A 21,599-nucleotide genomic window follows, 5' to 3' on the forward strand; every position below is an offset into this window, starting at 1 on the left:
CCGTCGTCGTCGGCTCAGTAGCGGTAGTGCTCGGGCTTGTAGGGACCCTCGACCGGGACGCCGATGTAGTCGGCCTGAGCGGGGCTCAGCTCCGTGAGGCGGACACCGAGCGCGTCGAGGTGGAGGCGCGCAACCTTCTCGTCGAGCACCTTGGGCAGACGGTGGACGTCGGTCGCGTAGGCGTCCGGCGTGCCAGCCTTCGTGAAGATCTCGACCTGAGCGATCGTCTGGTTGGCGAACGAGTTCGACATGACGAACGACGGGTGGCCGGTCGCGTTGCCGAGGTTGAGGAGGCGGCCCTCGGAGAGCACGATGATCGAGCGGCCGTCGGGGAACGTCCACTCGTGAACCTGCGGCTTGATCTCGGTGCGCGTGACGCCCGGGACCTTGGCGAGGCCGGCCATGTCGATCTCGTTGTCGAAGTGGCCGATGTTGCCGACGACCGCCTTGTTCTTCATGCGCGTCATGTGGTCGGCGGTGATGACGCCGAAGTTGCCGGTCGTCGTGATGAAGAAGTCGGCGGTGCCGAGGACGTCCTCGATGCGTGCGACCTGGAAGCCGTCCATCGCGGCCTGGAGCGCGCAGATGGGGTCGACCTCGGAGACAATGACGCGGGCGCCCTGGCCGCGGAAGGCCTCGGCTGCGCCCTTGCCGACGTCGCCGTAGCCGGCGACGAACGCGACCTTGCCGCCCATGAGGACGTCGGTCGCGCGGTTGATGCCGTCGGGCAGCGAGTGGCGGATGCCGTACTTGTTGTCGAACTTCGACTTCGTCACGGAGTCGTTGACGTTGATCGCAGGGAAGAGGAGCTCGCCCGTCTCGGCGAGCTGGTAGAGGCGGTGGACGCCTGTCGTCGTCTCCTCGGTGACGCCGAGGATTCCGGGGGCGATGCGGGTCCAGCGCGTGGGGTCGGCGGCGAGGCCGCGGCGCAGCACGGCGCGGACGACGTTCATCTCCTCGGAGTGATCCGTGTCGCCGTCGGCCGTGTCGGCCTCAACCGCGCCAGCCTTCTCGGCGGCGAGGCCGAGGTGGACGAGCATCGTCGCGTCGCCGCCGTCGTCGAGGATCATGTTGGGACCCTCGAGACCGCCGTCGTCCGTGGGCCACAGCATGATCTGCTCGGTGCAGTCCCAGTACTCCTCGAGGGACTCGCCCTTCCACGCGAAGACGGGCACGCCAGCGGGGGCCTCGGGGGTCCCCGTGCCGACGGCGATCGCGGCCGCGGCCTCGTCCTGGGTCGAGAAGATGTTGCACGACGCCCAGCGGACCTCGGCCCCGAGCGCGGTGAGCGTCTCGATGAGCACGGCCGTCTGGACGGTCATGTGGAGCGATCCGGCGATGCGCGCGCCACGCAGCGGCTGCGCGTCGGCGTACTCGGCGCGGAGCGCCATGAGCCCGGGCATCTCGTGCTCGGCGAGACGGATCTGGTGGCGGCCGGCCTCGGCGAGGGCGAGCGAACGCACCTTGTACTGGCCGGGCACCTCGTCGAACGAGGACATGGGGCTCCCTGGGTCGGGCGGAGGAGGACGTCGTCAGGATATCCCGCGCCGCACTGTCCGGGACGTGCCCCTGGGCACATCCCCACGGGACGGAAGTGAGGGTTGAGACAGGCGGGGACGCACGCCGGGGCTTTATTCGTGGGCCGCGCTGAGGCAGACTGTCGCCATGCACGCCCCTGCACGCCCTCGCCCGCGCCATCGCCGACGCCGCACGTGGACCGCACCGCTCCTCGCGCTCGTCCTCGCCGTCCCGACGCTCGCCGCCGTCGCGGCGCCCGCGGCGACAGCGGTGTCCGGCAAGGTGACGATCGCCTCGTCCGTGAGCAGCTCGACGGTCACTCGGGGGACGAAGATCACGGTGCGAGGCACCTACCGGCAGGGCGGCAAGGCTGTGACCTGCTGCTCCCTGCGCCTCCAAGAGCGTACGACGGGATCGTGGCGCACCGTGGCGACGCTCAAGCCGTCACAGGGCAAGATGAGTCGCACCCTGGCCCCCAAGGTGACGACGAGCTACCGCTTCATCACGACAAGCGGCAAGACCGTCTCTCCTGTCCGCACCGTCAAGGTACGCGCCGTCACGGCCGCGAGCGCGAAGGTGACGCTGTCCTCGTCGGCGAGCGCCTCGAAGGTCAAGCCGGGCACGAAGGTGACCGTCACCGGCTACTACCGGCAGGGGAAGAAGCCGATCTCCCGCTACTCGGTGCGCCTGCAGCAGCGCACGACGGGTTCCTGGACGACCGTCCGGACGGTCCGTCCGTCGTCGAAGGGCAAGCTCACGGCCAAGGTGTCACCGACCCGCACGACGCAGTACCGGTGGACGACGACGTCCGGCAAGACGGTTTCACCGACCCGCAAGGTCACGGTCTCGAAGGTCGCGAGCGGCGTCACCGTCTCGTCGAAGGCCTCAGCGTCTCGCGTCACCGCCGGGGAGTCCGTGACGCTCACGAGCCGCTACCGCTCGAACGGCGCACCGGTCACCTGCTGCTACCTCCGCGTCCAGGCGTCGACCACCGGTAGCTGGAAGACGCTGCGCACGCTGCCGCCGTCGAGCACCGGCAACTACACGTACCGCGTGAAGCCGACCACGACAACGAGCTACCGCTTCGTCACGACGAGCGGCAAGACGGCCTCGCCCGTCCGCAAGGTCACCGTGACGCCCCGCACGAACGTTCCCGAGCAGACGCCCGAGGCGCCGAAGCCCGGTCCCGAGCCCGATCCCGAGACGTCCGCGCCGCCGAGCGCGACCGCGCCCGACGGGTTCACGATCGCGGGCAAGGGGTTCGGGCACGGCCTCGGCATGTCACAGTTCGGCGCGTACGGCATGGCGAAGGCCGGCCGCACGTCGACGCAGATCCTCGAGCACTACTTCACGGGTACGAGCGTCGCGAACCGCACGCTGCCGAAGGACGTCGCCGTGCAGGTCATCGCGAAGAGCGACCCGGACACGCTGACGTTCACGATCGACGAGGGAGTGTGGCGCATCCGGACGGCCAAGGGCACGACGGCGCGCGACAAGATCCCCGCGGACACGACAGGCACGCTGAAGATCGTCGGCGGCAAGCCCGTCGTCGTCGTGGGCGGGACGACGTACCCCCAAGCGTCCGAGCGAGGCGCGACGCTGCGCCTGCACTGGTCGGGCACCGAGTACTACGAGAGCACCGGAACCCCTGCGGTCGCTCGGCTGCTGCGGGAATCGGGCAGCGCCGCGACGCACGGCTCCTACCGTCACGGCCGGTTCACCGTCACCGTCATCGACGGGCACCTCAACGTCGTCAACGAGCTGCGCTTCGCTGACGAGTACCTCTACGGGCTCGGCGAGATGCCGTCGTCGTGGCCCCAGGACGCACTCGAGGCGCAGGCGATCGCGGGACGCAGCTATGCGTTCGGGAAGGTTGCGGCGCCGCGCCGCGCCGCGTGCAACTGCAACGTCGTCGACTCGACGTCCGACCAGTTCTTCACGGGCTGGAACAAGGAGAACGAGGGGACGAACGGCTACTACGGCAAGCGTTGGCAGGCCGCGGTCGATGCCGTGACGAGCGGGGCCAAGGGACGCGTCGTCCTTCACGACGGGGGCGTCGCGACGACGTACTACTCGTCGTCGACCGGGGGACGCACGGCGAACTCCGAAGAGGTGTGGTTCGAGAAGATTCCTTACATCCGGTCGGTCGACGACCCGTGGAGCCAGCAGGCCCCGGGCGACCTCAGGAAGACCAACCGCGTGTGGACGAGCACGCTCACGCAGACACAAGCCTCGTCGATCTTCGGGCTCACGGACATCGCCCGGATCGAGGTCACCGAGACGTGGGAGAGCGGCCAAGCCAAGACCCTGCGGGCGACGTCGGTCGACGGGCGCAGCGTGGTGCGCACCGAGCAGGGCGACCGGTTCCGGACTCTCCTCGGGCTGCCTGGCGGCTGGATCGACAAGGTGACCCCTGCGCAGTGACACCTCTCACCCCTGCGCCAAGGGGTGAACATTCACGCAGATCAGGTGAGCCCCTCTTGTCTTCGTGAGCATTCTCTCGCCGTCAAGGTCTTGATTCTCACGGTGGGTCTCGCCCTACGATGGCCGCGCCCGCGGGATCCCCGCGGCACCGCAGCCCCGGGAGCCCACCGCATGACCGCACCGCACCACCGCCGCCGACCGACCGCAGCCCTCGTGACGCTCGGCCTCGCGCTCGCCGGCCTCCTCCCCGTCGCCGCAGCGACGCCCGCCGACGCCGCACCGGTCTCCGCAGCCTCGACGCGTGTCGCCGCGACCCAAGCAGCGCGCCCCGTCGTCACCGTCGTCCCCGGTGACCGGCGCCTCGCGCTCTCCTGGAGCCGCGTGAGCGGCGCCAAGCGCTACACCGTCGAGTGGTCGACGTCGAAGAAGTTCACGACGAAGACGACGAAGCGTGCGACGACCTCGTCCCGCACCCGCACCCTCACGAAGCTCAAGCTGCGCACCGACTACTGGGTCCGCGTCCGCGCCGTGACGAGCACGGACACCGTGACGAGCAAGGCCGTCAAGACCCGCGTCGACACCCGTGCGGTCGGCCGCGTGCCGATCACGGTGAAGCCCGCGGGCACGCACAAGGTCAGGGTCTCGTGGGGCCGGCTCCCGCGCGGCACGAGCATCTCGCTCAACGCGTCGTGGCACTATTCCCACCTCACGACGAAGGGCAAGCACTTCACGGTGACGGGTATCCGCCCGACCGAGACGTCACGGGTCGTCACCGTCCCGTCGTCGTTCCGCAAGTACGTCGGCTCGTCGACCGGCAACCCGCTCTACATCCAGGCCACGTACCGCAACGGACCCAAGAAGAGCACGTCGCGCTTCGGCTACTCCCGCACGGGCTCGAGCCCGACGGGAGCCCAGGGCGCAGACCCGCTCCGCGTCGCGACGTACAACATCGGCTCGATCGCAGCGACGAAGAACACCTCCCGCACCTGGGAGAAGCGGCGCTCCGCCGTCGTCAACGCCATCAAGCGCGCCGACGCCGACGTCATCGCGGTCCAGGAGGCGACGACCGCCAAGGAGGCGGACACGAACACGCGCCAGATCGAGGGGCTCGTCAGCAAGCTCGGTGGTGACTACCGGCTCGCCTACTCGGCCAGCTCGATCGGCAACGTCGACGGCTGGGCCACCAAGGGCGCGCACCTCATCGTCCGCAAGGACCGCGTCAAGGTCCTCTCCTCCGGGCTCACCTCGATCAACGGGATCGTCAGCCAGGAGCACCGGCTCGACAAAAACCGGTTCTTCGCGTGGGCGCACGTCGAGGACCGCGCGACGAAGCAGCGCACCTGGGTCGCGTCCCTCCACCTCGAGAACGACAAGCTCGGCAGCGCGACGCAGCGCCGTGCCGCCGCCCTCGCGATCGACGACCTCATCACGCGCAAGCGCGGCTCGGCCAGCGAGCCGATCATCCTCATGGGCGACCTCAACTCCGACGTCGTCCGGCACCCGTCAGGCCCGACGACAGCGCTCGTCGAGCGTGGCTACGTCGACACGCTCTCGGGCCCCCGTGCCACGGGAAGTCGCTGGAGCACGTCGAACAACCAGAACGGCGCGAAGGACGGCGGTTACCCCGACAAGCCGTTCCACTACGCCTACGCACCGACCCGCATCGACTACGTGTTCGTCAAGGACGCCGCGGGCGTCCGGCAGCACACGAACCAGGTGATTCTCACGGGCGGGAAGTTCGACGCCCGCTACCGCGGTTCGGACCACAACCTCCAGCACGCGGACATCGTCCTGGGCTGACACGCGCCGGCCCCGGTTCGGGCACCGCTCAGCGGTGCCCGAACCGGCGTGCCAGGACGCGGCGCGCCCTGCGCGCCTGCACCCCGGCGCGTGTGCGCGCCGGTCGGACGAACGACGTCGTCCGCGCCCGTGCGATGCTCGCGTCGAAATCCGATGCGTCCTCGCCGTCGTCGTACACCGTCCTCAGCCCGTTGCGGTGGAGGAACGCGACGTACGCGTCGAAGCGGTCCGGGAAGAGCTCGTGGAACCGCGTCATGTCCGTACGCTCCGCAAGCTCCGCGACCGACGGGACGCTCGTGAGGTCCTCGATCCGCGTGTGCGGGATGCCGTGCAGCTCCGCGAGCTCGCGCGTCCGGCTGTCGTGGACGAGCAGGTGCGACGGCGTGCCGCCCAGCAGCCCCGCGATCGTGCCGTGCAGCCGGTAGCCGACGAGAAGGTCCTGCCGACCGACCCAGTCGATCCACCCCCACGGGCTCGGAAAGTACACGAGCCGTCGCGTGCGGAATAGTTCGTCGACGATCTCCGGTCGTGCTCCGCCCGGGGGTTCCTTGCCCGCGACGATCCACCGGGCGCTCCGTGAGTCCTGCACGGGGACACGAAGTCGCGGATGCTCGCGCAGGGCACGTTCCGCGAACGCCGTCGCGCCGTCGACCCGGAAGTCCGCCCCGAGCCCAACGTGCGAGCGACGGCCGATCGGGCCAGCGACCTCGCGCACCCGGTGGTCCCGCCCCCACATGAAGAGCGACGGGCACCCGATGACGTCGACCCGCGCGGGATCGACGCCGAGGGAGACGAGGTACGTGCGGGTGAGCTCGCCGCGGACCCCGATCGACTCGGACCGGGCGAGCACCGCGTTGACGAAACGTCGGACGACGGCATCGTGCCGTGCGGCCTCGGCTGCGGCCGCAACCTTCTCCGACCCGGTGCGTCCCATCCGGATGTGGGCCGGGTCGTCCGCCGCGTCAGCCGTCGTCTGCGCGCCGATACCGACGACCGTCACCGGGATGTCGAGCTGTTCGATGATCGCGGCGAGATTCTCGAGGTACGCGGAGAAGCCGATGCGGAACGCGTTCGACATCGGGAGGACGAGGTGGTCGTACCGCGACGAGACCTTGGCCGCCCATGCTGCCGGGTCGTCGAGCAGGTGCGCCTTGAAGGCTCCTGCACGCACGGTCGTGCTCCGCGTCGAGAGCGTACGGTGCACCGCGTGCGCGTAGAGGAGGTTGCCCGTGTTGCCGCCGACCGCGAAGGTCGACGCGTACGGCTCGAGGACCCGCGCAGGGTCCTGGGCGCTCCGCAGGAGGATCCGCGTCATCCGCGACTCCCCGCCGGCCAGAGTCGACGGGGAACTGTACATGACAGGGCGTTGATCATCCCTCGAGGCTAGGCGCTGGGCGGCCCCACGGCGACCGCTGGGGGTGCAGAGCCCTACCCGCGGGACCGCGTCAACCGTCGACGCACCTTCTGGAGGAATGTCACGCTGGGGCGGACCGGGCCGACGCGGCGGCCGCGCGCGATCGCCGCATCGAACGCCGTCGCGTCCCGCCCCTCGTCGAACACGGTCTCGAGGCCGTTGCGCCGCAGGAAGTCGAGGTACGTCGCGAACCGCTCCGGCTGCAGCGCGTGAAATCTCTCGTAGTCGGTCCGCGCCGCGAGCTCCGCGACGTCCGGCACGCCGTCGAGGGCATCGATCCGCGTCGAGGGGATCGCGTGGTACTCGGCCAGCTCGAGCGTCCGCGAGTCGTGGACGAGGAGATGGGCGGGCGTCCCGCCGAGGATCCCCGCCACGTTCCCGTGGAGCCGCGTCCCGACGACGAGATCCTGCCGACCGAGCGTGTCGATCCATCCCCACGGGTTGGGGTGGAAGAGCATGCGCCGCTCCCGGTAGAGCGGGTGCCCGGTGTGGATCGGCAGCCGGACGTCGTGGCGTGTCATGTCAAACTCGTCGACGCCGTGGACGACCGCACACATCGAGCGGAAGTCCTGGACCGCGACCGTAAGGCCCGGGTACCGTGCGGCGTTGCGCTCGACAAGGTCGGCGACGCCGGCGACCCGGTGGTCGATGTTGAGCGAGATCCGCGCGTCGCGGGGCAGCGGTAGCTGCAGCTGCCGCACGCGCAGGTCGGGACCCCACGTGAAGAGCGAGGGGCACCCGATGACGTCGACCCGCTGCGGATCGACGCCGAGCCCTACGAGGTAGCGGCGCGTGAGATCGCCGCGCACACCGATCGACGCGGAGCGCTCGAGGACCGCGTCGACGAACCGCCGCACGACCGCGTCGTGGCGCGAGGCGCCCCGCGCCCCGGGAAGCCGTTCCGACCCCGTGCGTCCCATGATGAGCGGTCCGTCGCCGTCGATCGCCCCGAGGGTCGTCTGCGCGCCCACGCCGACGACCGTCACGGGGATGTCGAGCAGCTCGACCGCGGCGGCGAGCCGCTCGAGGTCGTCCGTGAACGACGCCCGAAACGCGTTCGACATCGGGATGACGAAGCGGTCGTAACGCGAGCTGACGTCCGCCGCCCAGGCGCGCGGGTTCTCGAGTTCCTCCATGCCGAACGCCCCGGCGACGACCTCGGTTCCCGTGACCGAGAGCGCGCGGTGCACCGCGTGCGCGTAGAGGAGGTTGCCGGCGTTCCCGCCCATCCGGCGCAGCGACTCGGCAGCGGGAAGCACAGCCGCAGGATCCTGGGCGCTGCGGAGGAGGATACGTGCCATGGAGAACCTCTCGGACGTGCGGGGCATACCGACGGGCCCGCTGCGCGTGAAACAATGCCACGTCGCCCGATCCCGGGCTGCGACCGGCCGCTCGCGCGGCTCGCTCGACCCGAAGTCTAGGGCTGGTACCCATGTCGTCGCTCCCCCGCGCCTCAGCGTCCACGCTGCTGGGGCCGTCCGCCCTCGTCGCCGTCGTGCTCGGGCTCGTCCTCGGTGCGATGTCGACCGTGCTGGGCCTCCCCCTCGTCGTCACCGCGGTCGCGCTCACGTGCTCCGCCGTCGCGGAGCCCTGGCTCGCCGGCCCCGCTCGCGCCTTCATGCGCCGCGCGTCGTTCGGCCACTCCGTGCGGCTCGCCGGACGCGCCGCGCTCGTCGCGCTCGCCGTGAGCCGCGAAGCTCCTGACCTCACCGGGGCCGCGACCGCGGCCGCCGTGTGCCTCGTCACCGTGAGGGTCGTCGACAACCTTGCGGGAGCGGTCCTCCGGTCACGGCGGACGACCGCGGTCGCGACCCGCAACGTCGGCGACCTCCCGGGCACGCGCCTTCCGGTGCCCGCTGCCGTGCTGCTGCCGCTCACGGTGCGCGCCGCGGCCGTCGAGCCCATCGTCGTCGTGGGCGTCGCGCTCACGGTCGTCGCGCCCACCTGGCTGACGCTCGCCGCGGTTGCCGTCGCGGCCTACGCAGCGCTCGCGCTCGCCACTGGCCTCGTCGCGCTGCGCCTCGGCAGGACGGGCACGGCCGCCGTCCTCCTCCCCCAGGTCGCCGCGGCGCTCGACGCGCTCGCCCCCGACGTCGCGCTCTACCTCAGCGGCGACGCCGCGTCGGTCTACCAGGCGAACATGTGGCTCGCGACGCTCGAGCGCACCGCGCCACGCTCCATCGTCCTCCTGCGCGAGCGGAGCGTCATGGAACGCCTCGCACCGACGTCCCTGCCTGTCGTGTGCGTCCCCGACGCGACGACGCTCATGGCGCTCGGCCTGCCCACGGTCCGCGCCGCCCTCTACCCGGCGAACGTCGGCAAGAACATCCACCTCCTGCGCGAGCCGCACATCCTCTCCGTGTTCATCGGCCACGGCGACAGCGACAAGAACGCGTCGTTCAACCCGTTCACGCGCGTCTACGACGAGGTCTGGGTCGCAGGTCCCGCAGGTCGCGAGCGCTACCGGCGCGCACAGGTCGGCGTCGTCGACACGGACGTCCGCGAGGTCGGCCGGCCGCAAGCGGCCGGGCTCGCAGCCCTGCCCGTACGCAGCGGCGCGGAGATCCCAACGCTTCTCTACGCGCCGACATGGGAGGGCTGGAACCAGGAGCAGGACTACGGGTCGGTCGCGCACCTCGGCGTGCGGCTCATCGAGCACCTCCTCACGTCCGACGCCCCGGTCCGGATCGTCTACCGACCGCACCCGTTCACGGGCCGTCGGCGCCCCGAGGTGCGTGCCGCGCATGCCCGGATCATCGAGCTGCTCGACGCCGCGAACGCACGCGCGGGCCACCCTGCGCCGCCCCTGCCCCCGCTCGTCGACGAACCTGCCGACGCGGCGAGCCGCGAGGCTGCGGTGCAGGCGCGCGACGCCGCGTGGTTCGCGTCGTCGCCCGCGGCGCACCTCGTCGTCGCCCCGCGCACGGGCGTGAGCATGGACGCCTGCATGACCGTCGCCGACGTGCTCGTCACGGACGTCTCATCAGTGCTGTCCGACTGGCTCGCGACCGGCCGTCCCTTCGGGCTCGCGGTCCCCGCCCACCTAGCGGTCGACGACCTCGTGCGGCTCGCCCCAACGGCCTCGGGGGGCACGCTGCTCCTCGCCGACGGGACAGGGCTCGACGAGATCCGCGACCTCGCCCTCGGTCGCACCGACGATGCCCGGGCCGCCGAGCGGCTCCGCCTCCGCACCCACCTGCTCGGTTCGTCGCCCGCCACGGCTGATGTCACGTTCGCCGCTGCGGTGCGCGACGTCGTCGCGCGGTCCGAGGAACGGCTCGCGCGCCTCGGGGCCACGGAAGCCCCCTCGTCCGCAGCCGAGGCCGTCACCTCGCGCGACGCCCAGGTCCCGTCTGACGACGCGGCCGACGGGAGTGCAGGCCGGTAGCATGGACCGGCGGCGTCCCGCAGGGCGCCCGAAGCAAAACGAAGGAGTCGTCCTGTGCGCACGGTCGGAGTGGTTCTCGCCGGAGGCGTCGGTGCTCGTCTCGGGCTCAAGGTGCCCAAGCAGATGGTGAAGATCGCCGGCAAGACCATCCTCGAGCACACGGTGAGCGCCCTCGACGCGAGCCCCGAGATCGACGAGCTCGTCGTCATGATCACGCCCGGCTGGTCCGAGCACGTCGCGACGCTCCTCGGCAACCGCTACGGCAAGCTCACGCGGATCCTCGAGGGCGGTGCGACGCGCAACGAGACGACGCGCCGCGTCCTCGACGCCCTCGGCGAGGACGAGTGCAAGGTCGTCCTCCACGACGCGGTACGCCCGCTGCTCGACGAGCGCGTCATCAAGGACTGCGTCGACGCGCTCGACTCCTACGGCGCCGTCGACGTCGTCATCCCGTCGGCCGACACGATCGTCGAGGTCGACGCGCACGACGTCATCTCCTCGATCCCCGACCGCAACCGGCTGCGCCGGGGCCAGACGCCCCAGGCCTTCAAGCTCTCGGTCCTGCGCTCCGCCTACGCCAAGGCGCTCGACGACCCGTACTTCGCGGCGACCGACGACTGCGGCGTCGTCCTCAAGTACCTGCCCGAGGTCCCCATCAAGACCGTCGCCGGAGCCGAGCACAACATCAAGGTCACGCACCCCGTCGACCTCTTCATCGCCGACAAGCTCTTCCAGCTCGCGTCGCAGGGGCCGAGCCACCTCACGGCCGCCGAGCGCTCAGAGCTCCTGCGCGACCGGACGATCGTCATCCTCGGCGGCTCCTACGGGATCGGCGCGGAGATCGCTCGCATCGCCGAGGCCGCAGGTGCGAACGTCGTCGCCCACGGGCGGTCGACGACCGGCCTCCACGTCGAGGACTACGAGTCGATCGCGTCCGCGTTCGCGCAGACCAAGGCCGAGCACGGCAAGATCGACGCCGTCGTCCTCACCGCCGGAGTCCTGCGCATCGGACGCCTCGCCGAGACGACCGAGGAGCAGATCGCCGAGACGATCGGCGTCAACTACCTCGCCCCCGTTCACGTCGCCAAGGCTGCCTATCCGTATCTCGCCGAGACGAGCGGCCACCTCCTCTACTTCACATCGTCGTCCTACACGCGCGGCCGCGAGAACTACGCGCTGTACTCCTCGACGAAGGCCGCGGTCGTCAACCTCACGCAGGCTCTCTCGGAGGAGTGGGCCGGCGTCGGCATCAAGGTCAACGTCGTCAACCCCGAGCGCACCGCGACGCCCATGCGCACCCAGGCGTTCGGCGAGGAGGCCCCGGGTTCGCTCCTCTCCGCCGAGGCGGTCGCGGAGTCTTCGCTCGACGTCCTCGTCTCCGACGCGACGGGCCTCGTCATCGACGTGCGCCGCGAGCAGGCGCAGGACCGCGGCGAGGCCATCGCGAGCGCGCTCGACGAGACCGAGGCCGAGCTCTCCGAGAACACCACCGCCTGATCCGTGGACGCCGCGGACGCCGTTGACGACGAACCGCTCGCGTGGGGTAGGCACCTTCCCGCGCGCGTGCGTCAGCTCTACACTCTCGGGGCGCGGCCGCTGCTCGTCTCGGGCGTCGCCCTCATCGCATGGGCGTTTGCCGCCGCCACACCTCCAGTCGAGGTCATCGGCGCCCTCACGGTCCCGCTCGCCCTCGCCCTCGTGCTCCAGCGGCGGCTCATCGGGCGGACGCCAGGTGGACGCCACGGGCGCTTCGTCCTCGCGGACGGCACGGCTGTCGGCACGTTCGTCGTGCCACGCCTTGCCGTGCTCGCCGCCCTCGTCCCCACGTCGCGCGGCGACGTGCCGCGCATGGCGACGCTCGCCGTCCTCGCAGCGGCCCTCCTCGCCGAGCCGGTCCTGCGCACGCTGCTGCGCCGTGCCGTCCCGTACGCGTTCAACGTCCCAGCCGACTATGGCCCCGTCCGCAACTGGCCGTTCCTCGACCCGACGCTCGCGTGGCTCGCTTGGCTGTTCTCCGCCGTGTGCGCGATCCTCGGCCAGGTCGCGGGCGGCGGCGAGGTCGTCGGGCTCGTCGCGGCGTTCCTGACGCTCGGCCTCGTCGCCACGCTCGGGGCCGACGCGTTCCGCCGGACCACCGCCCGCCAACGGTTCGAGCGGCGAATCCCGGAGCTCCTCGCCGAGGTCGCCCCCGCGATGCTCCTTCACTGGGAGTCCGTGCCAGGGACGGGCTACCAGGTGCGCATGTGGCTGCCGTACCTCGACCGTGTCGGCGCTCCCTACGTCATCGTGCTGCGCGACCCGCTCAACGTCCCGGACGTCTGCCACACCGCGACCGTGCCGATCATCGTGCGCCCCGCGCTCGAGCAGCTCGACGAGGTCGCGGCCACCCCGTCGCTCCGCGTCGCGCTCTACGTCAACACCGCGACGAAGAACCAGCACCTCGTGCGCTACGCGAACCTCACGCACATCCAGCTCAACCACGGGGACTCGGACAAGGCGCCGAGCCACAACCCGGCGTTCCGCCTCTACGACCGCAACTACGTCGCCGGGCAGGCGGCGATCGACCGGTTCGCCGCCAACGCGGTGCGCGTCCAAGAGGACTTCTTCCGCATCGTCGGTCGGCCGCAGGTCGAGAACGTCCTCCCCGCGCCCGACGTCGACCGTACCCCGACGACCGTCCTCTACGCCCCGACATGGCGCGGTTTCTACACCGACTCCGACTACTCGTCGCTGCGCGTCGGCGCCGACCTCGTCCGTGAACTTCTCGAACGCGGTGTGCGCGTCGTGTTCAGGCCCCACCCGTTCGCACGGAACGACAGCCGTCTCGCGCAGTGCTGCGACGCGATCATCGAGCTGCTCACGGAGGACAGCGCCACGACGGGCGTCGACCACGTCCACGGGCCGCGTGCCGAGGACGTCGAGGTCGTCGAATGCTTCAACCTCGCCGACATCATGCTCTCGGACGTCTCGAGCGTCCTCGGAGACTTCCTCTACTCCGAGAAGCCCTACGTGCTGCTCGCGACCCAGCTGCAGGTCGACGATCTCCGCGTCGACGTGCCGCTCGCCGACGGCGGGTACGTCGTCCGTGCCGTCGACGGCACGACGGCCCGGACCGATCTCGCCGCGGTGCTCGATCTCGCCCTCGGGCCCGACCCCGCGCGCACCCGACGGTCGGAGCTGCGCCGCCACTACCTCGGCGACCTACCGCGCGACGGCTACGCGAACCGCTTCGTCGAGGTGATGCGCGACGAGCTCGGGCTCCCGCCTGCGTCCTGACACAGGCGGCGCACGGCCTCACGGGTCAGCGCTCGCGCCGCACGACCTCACGCGCCGCGTCGAGGAAGAGCCCGACGTAGTCGTCGCGCTCGACGTCGCCGAGGTACGCCGTGCGCAGGCGCAGCCTGTCGGTCCGGAGCGGATCGAGGCCGAGGAGGTCGTCGAGCGCGGCACCGAGCCCGGTGAGCGCCTCGTCGATGACGTACGCGCCCTCCGCGACCGGGTTGGCGGAGACGAAGTCGTCGATCGTCGTGCCGACGGCGACGAGCGCGAACGGCTTGCCGGAGAAGAGAAAGTCCGGGACGACGCTCGAGACGTCGGACACCATCGCATCCGCCGCGTTGAAGCAGTCGACGACGGACATCTGCTGGGCCGCGACCTCGCCGAAGAGGTGCGCGCGACCGGTCGCGGCAGCGTCCGCCGCGAGCAGCTGCTCGATCTCCCGGCACGCGGCGGCAAGGCTGCGGGACCGCCACGCGTGCGGGTGCGGGCGGAACACGACGGTCGTTCCGCGACGCAGCAACTCCCGGACGATGTCCGGCCCCTGGAGGAGCGAGGAGTAGTTCGAGTCCGCCATGAACCCGGCCCACGTGGGCGCGTAGAGCACCGTGAGCGGGGCATCCGCGGGCCGCGCAGCGGCCGGCGCGACGTCGGCGACCTGGGGACGTCCGACGATCCGGAAGAAGTCCTCGCGCGTCGTCACGCCGTTCGCCGCATAGCGGTCGACCGCCGCCTGCCCGGCGACGAAGTTGAGGTCGTACATCCGCATGACCGGGTTGAAGCTCGGCGCCTTGTCGGAGTCCCCATGGTTGAGCTGCACGTGCGTGAGCTCGGTGAACCGCACGAAGTGGCAGTTGCGGATCGAGTTGTTGACGTAGAAGGCGGTCGTGAGGCTCGGGACGAGGACGTCGTCGAGGCCGTCCATCGCGCGGACGACAACGACGGGCCTGTCGGTGAGCGCAGCGACGGCTTCGAGGTTGCGCGGGTGCCGGAGCACGACGACGAAGGGCTCGCCGATCTGCTCGAGGTACGGCAGCCACATGCTGATCTGGTACGTCGTCTCCAGCCCGGCCTCCCAGTAGAGGACGAAGCGCGGCGCGTACTCCTCAAGCCCGCCGCGCAGCCCCTGCTCGGCCTGTAGCCGGTCGCGTCGCGCGAGGAGCGCCCCGACACCAGCGCCGACGAGAGCAGCGAGCGCGAGGGACGTGAGGCCGAGCGCGGGGACCATGCTGGTGCCGAGTGCCGCCAGGACGAGCGCGACGACCATCGTGAGCACCGACACAGGTGCGACGAGGTGCACGGTTCGCGGGGTGCGTGCAGGTGCGGCCCATGGAGCATTCGCTGCCGCTGGCTCCCAGGCTGCCTCGGCACGTCCGAGCACCGTCTCGGCCAGTACCCCGAGGACGAGAGCCCCGGCCACGACGAAACCGAGGGCATCGGGGTTCGTGACCGCGACGAGCACCGCACCCCAGGAGCGCGACACCGCGAAGCTGCCGAGACCGAAGCGGCTCGGCCGGGGTGTCGCGTCGGGCCGCCCGAGGGCGCGCCGCACCGCGCCGACCGGACGGAGGAGCGCCAGGACGGCGACACCCGCTGCGATCATCACCCAGAGTCCGCCCTCGACCGCGCCGACGACGAGCAGCGTGGCGAGCGTGGCGGCCGCGTTGACGAGGACAGCGACGTTGCCGAGGGCGATCGCGCCGATCTTGCGGAGCATGCGTCAGCCCTTCGTGGACCCGGAGCGGGCCCTCGTGTGCTCGTGGTAGGCCGCGGTGACGTCCTCGGCCGGGCCGTCCATGCGGACGAGCCCCTTGTCGATCCAGATCGCGCGCGTGCACATTGCCTTGATGGAGGCGAGGGAGTGCGAGACGACGAACACCGTGCCCGCTTGGCGACGGATCTCGTCGACGCGCTGGCGGCTCCGCTCCCGGAACGCAGCGTCGCCGGTCGCGAGCGCCTCGTCGATCATGAGGACGTCGGGCACCGCGGCCGTCGAGATCGCGAAGCGGAGGCGCGCCGCCATGCCCGCCGAGTACGTCGTCATGGGAAGGTGTACGAAGTCACCGATGTCCGCGAACTCGACGATCTCGTCGAACCGCTCTTCGACCTCGTCCTTCGTGAGCCCGAGAGCGAGGCCGCCGATCATGATGTTGCGCGCGCCCGTGAGCTTACGCACGAGGACCGCGCTCACGCCGAGCAGCGAGGGGATGCCCGCGACGTACACGGAGCCCTGGGCGGGCTGGATGAGGCCAGCGAGCGCCTGGAGCGTCGTTGACTTGCCCGAGCCGTTGGTGCCGACGATGCCGATCGACTCGCCGTGACGCGCGACGAACGACACGCCACGGACGGCGTGGATCTCCGTGACGCCGCCCGTGCTCGCGAGAGAACGACCGAGGAACTTGCGCATCCTGCCCTGCGGAGGAGCCTCGACAGCCTTGCGCCTCGTGCCGAGGATCCGGTAGGTCACGTGAAGGTCGTCGACGACGACCGAGGGGTCGCCGAGCGCGACCCCGTCGTCCGTCATCGGGATGAGGTCGTCAGCGTCGACCTCGACGTCGAACTCGTCAGTCACGTCCGTACCTCGCCTCGTCGCGCCAGAAGATCACAAAGCCGACGACGAGCGTCACGACGGCCCACACGAGCCCGACGAGCCACAGCTCGCCCGAGAGCTGCGCGGAGGGTTCGTCGAGCATCGCCTGCCGTGCAAGGTTGAGGTACACGGCGACGGGCTGGTAGTTCATCATCGTCGCGAGCACGCCGCCGCTTGCAAGGTAGTGATCGATGCTGAAGATCACGCCCGACGCATACATGCCGATCCGCAGGACGAACGGCAGGAAGTTCAGCACGTCCGGCCAGCGGGCGCCGAGCCGCGCGAGGACGAAGCCCGCTCCCGTGCTGAACATGAAGAGCAGGAGCACCGCGGGCACGATGAGGAGCCAGCGCCAGTTCGGCGTCGTGTCGAGATGGAGCATCCAGCGGTCGGAGACGAGGACGAAGCCCGCCATGACGGCGAGCGCCGGCAGGAGCATCGTGAGCTCGGCGAGCACGGAAGAGATGGGCAGGACCGCCCGCGGGAAGTGCAGCGACCGCACGAGGTTGATGTTGCGCGGGATCGCACGCGCGGCGCCCGTGACGGAGTCCTGGAAGAACTTGTACATGAACGTCCCGACGACGATGAAGCCGATGACGTTGTTCATCCCGTCGCGGGTCTTGAGCAGGAGGCCGAAGATGAGGACGTAGACCGCCGCGTTGAGCGTCGGGTTGAGGATGTCCCAGACACGTCCGAGGTACGTGTTCTGGTTCTCGGCCTCAGCCCTCGACCGCGCGAGGACGAGCATGAAGTCGCGGCGCGCCCACAGCGAGCGCACGTACTCACGCAGCCCAGGGCGCACACCCATCTGGTGGAGCCCGTACCGCTCCGCGATCTCGGCGGGGGTCATCCCCGCCGTCGCGTCGTTCGTCGCGTCTGTTGTCACGCGTCCATCCCTACAGGTCCCGTCCGTCCGGTTGTCCGACGTTGCATTGTGTCAGCCTCCTCGGCCGTCGTCCTACCCGGGCTCCCCCGCGGGTTCGTCGGAACGGGGGTTGCGGCCGGCGACGAGCGCCGCCGCAGCGGCGACGAACCGTGCGGTCGCGCGGCCCGGCGTAACGTCGGAGAGGTAGTGCTCGACGAGCGCACGCGCGGCGTCGTCGTCCGACTCCGCGAGGGCCCGCGCGACCGCGGTCGCGGCGTCCTCGTCGGCGTCGAGCATGCGCTCGGGCGCGAGGATCGGCGCAGGCTCGGGCACGACCGCGTCCCCACCCGGGCGGGCGACGAGGAAGGGCCGGCCCGTGGGCAGCCAGTTGAGGGCGACGCCCGAGACGTCGCACACGAGGACGTCGGCCCGCGCGAACGCGGCGGCGAGGTCGGGCGACGTGTCGACCCGGTGCGCGCCGCCGGCACCTGTGACGAGCGCGCGGATCTCCGCGTCGGCCGCGCCGTACTCCGCCGATGTCACGCCCGTGAGCGGGTGCGGCCGGTAGAGGACGTCGTAGCGGCCGTCGTCGAGCAGGGAGCGTACGAGGCGCACGCCGTGGCTGAGCACCGACGAGTAGGCGACCGACGGCTGCGCGCCCTCCCACGTCGGCGCGTAGAGCACGGCCGTCCGCTCCCCCGGCGTCCGCGCGGGCAGCGTGAGCAGGCCGCTCGAGTCGAGCTGCGGCTGCCCGATGATGATGCAGCGCGCCTCGGCGTCGTAGCGCGGGACGTGCGCGAGGAGCCGCTCGACAGCCGCACGCCCCGCGACGAAGCAGAAGTCGTACGCCTTCACCTGGTTGGACGCGCTCACGCCCTTGTCGGACTCACCGTGGCCGAGGTAGACGTGCGTGAGCGACGTGAACCGCAGGTTCTCGAAGTTCCGGGGCGAATGGTTGACGTAGAGGGCGACGCGGACGTCGCTGCGCGCGAGGAGGTCGTCCATGCGCCCGTAGCGCGCGATCGTCAGCACGTCGAGGCTCGACGCCTCCCGGACGGCACGTGCGGTGCGGGAGTCCTGGCAGACGACGACGGTCCGCGTGACGCGGTCGAGCGCCTCGAGCGCCGGCAGCCACGGGCGCAGCTGGTAGAGGCTTTCGAGCGTGTCCGGAAAGAACACGACGACCCGGTGCGGCAACGACGTTCCCGCGAGCTCGTCGTCCTGGCCGAGGCGGTCCGGGATCGTCACGGGGAAGAAGCGCGAGCGGCGCGCACGGCCCATGACCCAGCGCTGCAGCGCCCGCACCTGGCGCGAGCCGAACGACGGGCCGCTCATGCCTCGTCCCATAGACCGACGAGCTGGTTGTCGACCATCGAGAGCGCCGAGCCGATCGCCATGTGCATGTCGAGGTACTGGTACGTGCCGAGGCGTCCGCCGAAGAACACTCTCGGCTCGGCCGCCGCGCGCTCGCGGTACCGGAGCAGCATCTCGCGGTCGGAGGCAGTGTTGACCGGGTAGTACGGCTCATCGCCCTCGTCCGCGAACCGCGAGAACTCACGGACGATGACCGTGCGGTCCGTCTGGAGGTCACGTTCAGGGTGAAAGTGGCGGAACTCGAGGATCCGCGTGAACGGGACGTCCTCGTCGGCGTAGTTCATCACCGACGTGCCCTGGAAGTCGCCCGTCTCGACGATCTCCTGCTCGAAGTCGAGCGTGCGCCACGTGAGGCGCCCCTCCGCGTGGTCGAAGTAGCGGTCGAGCGGCCCCGTGTAGACGACGGGCACGTGCCCGACGACCTTGTCCTTCGAGAGATTGTGGGAGTCGTCGAAGAAGTCGGTCGATAGGCGCACCTCGATGTTCGGGTGGTCCGCCATGCGCGTGAGCCACGCCGCGTAGCCGTCGGTCGGCAGGCCCTCGTACGTGTCGTTGAAGTAGCGGTTGTCGTACGTGAAGCGCACGGGCAGCCGCGAGATGATCGACGCTGGGAGGTCCCGCGGGTCCGTCTGCCACTGCTTGGCCGTGTAGCCGCGGATGAACGCCTCGTAGAGAGGACGCCCGATGAGCGAGACGCCCTTCTCGTCGAGGTTCTCGGGGCGCTTGCCGTCGAGCTCGGCGGACTGCTCCGCGACGAGCGCGCGCGCGGCGTCGGGTCCGTGCGACGAGCGAAAGAACTGGTTGATCGTGCCGAGGTTGATCGGCATGGGGAAGACCTCGCCGCGGTGCGACGTGTACACATGGTGCACGTAGTCCGTGAACGACGTGAAGCGGTTGACGTACTCCCAAACGCGCTCGTTCGACGTGTGGAAGAGGTGCGCGCCGTAGCGGTGCACCTCGATGCCCGTCGTCGGCTCGACCTCGCTCCACGCGTTGCCGCCGAGGTGGTCGCGCCGGTCGAGGACGACGACGCGACGGCCCGCGGACGCCATGCGTTCGGCGACGGTGAGCCCGAAGAGCCCAGCACCGACGACGACGAGGTCTGCTCCCATGGTCACGACTCCTTCTCCCCCGCGCGACGACGCAGGATGACAGACCTGTACGCGACACGACGCACGGCCTCCGGGACCAGACGGTACCCGCCCCGCACGACGACGTTGCGGACGGCCTGCGGGGTGCTCGTGAACCCCTCGCGCCGAAACGTCTCCTGGAGGGAGAGCTCCGAGCGGAGGAGCGCGCGCCCGCCGCGCCGCGCGTACGATCCGGCACCCGTGCGGTACTTGACGAGCGGCTCGGCGAGGTTGGCGACCTTCGCGCCGTGCGCGATCATGCGCGCGAAGAGCAAGTAGTCCTCCATGAGGTGGAGGTCCTGGTAGCCGCCCGCCGCCGCGACCGCGGAGCGACGGTAGACGACGCTCGGGTGGTTGAAGGGGTCCGCGAAGCGCGCGTAGCGCGCGATCTCGTCGGGGTCCGTCGGCAGGACGCGCAACGCCCCCGTGACGTGCTCGTCGTCGTCGAACTCGACGAGCGCCGTGCCGACGAGGTCGGCACCGGCCGCGACGACGGGAATCTGCTCCGCGAAGCGCCGCGGGAGCGAAATGTCGTCCGCATCGGCACGCGCGACGACCTCGTGCGCGCAGCGCGCGAGCCCCGCCTCGAGCGCACGGGCAAGCCCGACGTTCTCGGAGAGCTCGACGAGTGTCACGGGCACGACCGCGCGCTCCTGGATCGCAGCGAGCTCCGCCGCGATCTCGGGTCCGACCGGGCCGTCGCGCACGATGACGACCTCGTCGGGACGCAGCTCCTGCTCGACGGTCGCGGCGTCGAACGCGCGCGCGAGGAACTCGGCACGATCCCCGCGGTAGACGGGCAGGAGGACGGAGAACGGAGGAAGCTCGCCCGTCATCGCACGGACCGGTCGAGGACCACGACGTCGGACGCGAGCGAGAGGCCCGCGAGGACCTCGGACGTCGGACGCGGTCGTCGCAAGACGCCGTCACGCAGACCACGACCACCCGCACGCAGGAGGACGCCGCGCGCCTGGGACCGCGCGACCGTCCGCGCCCAGCGACGCAGCGTCGACGCACCGTAGAGGAGCCGCTCGCCGCCGCCGAGCGCGCGCGACCGCGTGAACATCCAGATCTTGTTGCGCACCTCGAAGTAGAACCGGTCCCCGGGGTCGGCGTCCGTCGCGCCGAACGTCTTCGTGCGGTGCTCGACGACGCTCGCGGGCACGTGGAGACCCGTCCCGTCGCGCAGCAGCCGGCACGAGTACTCGAAGTCGTCGTTCCAGATGAAGTAGTCGGCGACGGGCAGACCGTGCGTGCGGACGGCGTCCGCGCTCACGAGCATCGAGACGAACGACGTCGAGCGCACCGGGACGACGCCTGCGCGGCGCGCGGCCGCGAGCGCCGCCCGGCTCGCGCCCGGCCGGCTCCGCGGCGTGTTCATGGGGTGGTCGCGCCCGTCGGTCCACACGACGCGGCTGCCCGCAGCGTCGACCGGCGCCGGGTGCGTCGCCCACGCAGCGAGCAGCTCGGCGAGAGCCGTCGGCGTCGGGATCGTGTCGTCGTCCATGAGCCACACGCCGTCGGCGCCGAGGCTCGCGACCGCGTGCGCGAGGCCTGCGGCGAAGCCGCCGGCGCCCCCGGTGTTGCGCTCGAGCGTCACGACGACGGGAGCCGCCGGGTGGTTCCTCGCGACCTGCGCCGAGTCGTCGGTCGACGCGTTGTCGACGACGAGGATCGCGTCGAGCGGGCGGGTCTGCGTCGCGAGCGCGTCGAGCGCGTCCTGGAGAAGATCCCGGCGGTTGAAGGCGACGACGACAGCGACGACGCGACCGTCAGGCCGCACGAGAGGAGAGTCCACCACCCCTCGAGGATACCGATGA

15 protein-coding genes are annotated in these 21,599 nt (G+C 70.9%); 5 read left to right on the plus strand and 10 right to left on the minus strand.

Features of this window, described 5'->3' with window-relative positions:
* Nucleotides 1-14: 14 nt before the first annotated feature.
* A complete protein-coding gene (ahcY, locus tag C1729_RS06570) occupies nt 15-1,499 on the minus strand; it encodes an adenosylhomocysteinase (protein ID WP_102509232.1) in 1,485 nt (494 codons plus the stop codon).
* A 166-nt stretch (nt 1,500-1,665) separates the two neighbouring features.
* Between ahcY and C1729_RS06575 the strand changes: the two genes are divergently transcribed.
* Together C1729_RS06575 and C1729_RS06580 are read left to right on the plus strand one after the other, a co-directional pair.
* Entirely contained in the window at nt 1,666-3,942 is a 2,277-nt protein-coding gene (locus C1729_RS06575) for a SpoIID/LytB domain-containing protein (RefSeq protein WP_102509233.1), read from the plus strand.
* 171 nt (nt 3,943-4,113) lie between these two features.
* A complete protein-coding gene (locus C1729_RS06580) occupies nt 4,114-5,742 on the plus strand; it encodes an endonuclease/exonuclease/phosphatase family protein (protein WP_102509234.1) in 1,629 nt (542 codons plus the stop codon).
* A gap of 28 nt (nt 5,743-5,770) precedes the next feature.
* Here C1729_RS06580 and C1729_RS06585 read toward each other — a convergent pair whose 3' ends face one another.
* Together C1729_RS06585 and C1729_RS06590 are read right to left on the minus strand one after the other, a co-directional pair.
* Nucleotides 5,771-7,057, minus strand: a complete 1,287-nt coding sequence (locus C1729_RS06585) for a polysaccharide pyruvyl transferase family protein (protein ID WP_165375438.1) — start codon at nt 7,055-7,057, stop codon at nt 5,771-5,773.
* Between the two features lie 113 nt (nt 7,058-7,170).
* On the minus strand, nt 7,171-8,457 hold the full coding sequence (locus C1729_RS06590) for a polysaccharide pyruvyl transferase family protein (protein WP_165375439.1): 1,287 nt from the start codon (nt 8,455-8,457) through the stop codon (nt 7,171-7,173).
* A 131-nt stretch (nt 8,458-8,588) separates the two neighbouring features.
* Here C1729_RS06590 and C1729_RS06595 point away from each other — a divergent pair, with 131 nt between their 5' ends.
* From C1729_RS06595 to C1729_RS06605, 3 genes are read left to right on the plus strand one after another with little or no spacing between them, the layout of a single operon-like run.
* Nucleotides 8,589-10,544: a hypothetical protein gene (locus tag C1729_RS06595; protein WP_102509237.1), complete on the plus strand. Its 1,956-nt coding sequence runs from the start codon at nt 8,589-8,591 to the stop codon at nt 10,542-10,544.
* A gap of 54 nt (nt 10,545-10,598) precedes the next feature.
* On the plus strand, nt 10,599-12,041 hold the full coding sequence (locus C1729_RS06600) for a bifunctional cytidylyltransferase/SDR family oxidoreductase (RefSeq protein ID WP_102509238.1): 1,443 nt from the start codon (nt 10,599-10,601) through the stop codon (nt 12,039-12,041).
* A 3-nt stretch (nt 12,042-12,044) separates the two neighbouring features.
* The gene (locus tag C1729_RS06605; protein WP_102509239.1) at nt 12,045-13,820 is read left to right on the plus strand and encodes a CDP-glycerol glycerophosphotransferase family protein; all 1,776 of its coding nucleotides are present in this window, start codon (nt 12,045-12,047) and stop codon (nt 13,818-13,820) included.
* A 25-nt stretch (nt 13,821-13,845) separates the two neighbouring features.
* Here the strand turns inward: C1729_RS06605 and C1729_RS06610 are convergent, their stop codons facing one another.
* From C1729_RS06610 to C1729_RS14570, 7 genes are all read right to left on the minus strand, one after another.
* Nucleotides 13,846-15,537, minus strand: coding sequence for a CDP-glycerol glycerophosphotransferase family protein (locus C1729_RS06610; RefSeq protein ID WP_102509240.1), 1,692 nt, complete (start codon nt 15,535-15,537; stop codon nt 13,846-13,848).
* 3 nt (nt 15,538-15,540) lie between these two features.
* Nucleotides 15,541-16,392, minus strand: coding sequence for an ABC transporter ATP-binding protein (locus tag C1729_RS06615; RefSeq protein ID WP_242493742.1), 852 nt, complete (start codon nt 16,390-16,392; stop codon nt 15,541-15,543).
* A complete protein-coding gene (locus C1729_RS06620) occupies nt 16,385-17,296 on the minus strand; it encodes an ABC transporter permease (protein WP_242493743.1) in 912 nt (303 codons plus the stop codon). The genes C1729_RS06615 and C1729_RS06620 overlap by 8 nt, the downstream gene beginning before the upstream one ends.
* 72 nt (nt 17,297-17,368) lie before the next feature.
* On the minus strand, nt 17,369-18,610 hold the full coding sequence (locus tag C1729_RS06625; protein WP_102509241.1) for a CDP-glycerol glycerophosphotransferase family protein: 1,242 nt from the start codon (nt 18,608-18,610) through the stop codon (nt 17,369-17,371).
* Entirely contained in the window at nt 18,607-19,761 is a 1,155-nt protein-coding gene (glf, locus tag C1729_RS06630) for a UDP-galactopyranose mutase (protein ID WP_102509242.1), read from the minus strand. The genes C1729_RS06625 and glf overlap by 4 nt, the downstream gene beginning before the upstream one ends.
* 2 nt (nt 19,762-19,763) lie before the next feature.
* Nucleotides 19,764-20,615 carry a glycosyltransferase gene (locus C1729_RS14565; protein ID WP_165375440.1) on the minus strand — a complete coding sequence of 284 codons (852 nt, stop codon included), beginning with the start codon at nt 20,613-20,615 and terminating at the stop codon, nt 19,764-19,766.
* Nucleotides 20,612-21,580, minus strand: a complete 969-nt coding sequence (locus C1729_RS14570) for a glycosyltransferase (protein ID WP_242493744.1) — start codon at nt 21,578-21,580, stop codon at nt 20,612-20,614. The genes C1729_RS14565 and C1729_RS14570 overlap by 4 nt, the downstream gene beginning before the upstream one ends.
* Nucleotides 21,581-21,599: the final 19 nt, after the last annotated feature.

It is taken from the genome of Sanguibacter massiliensis (genome assembly GCF_900240335.1).
Classification (GTDB): domain Bacteria; phylum Actinomycetota; class Actinomycetes; order Actinomycetales; family Cellulomonadaceae; genus Flavimobilis; species Flavimobilis massiliensis.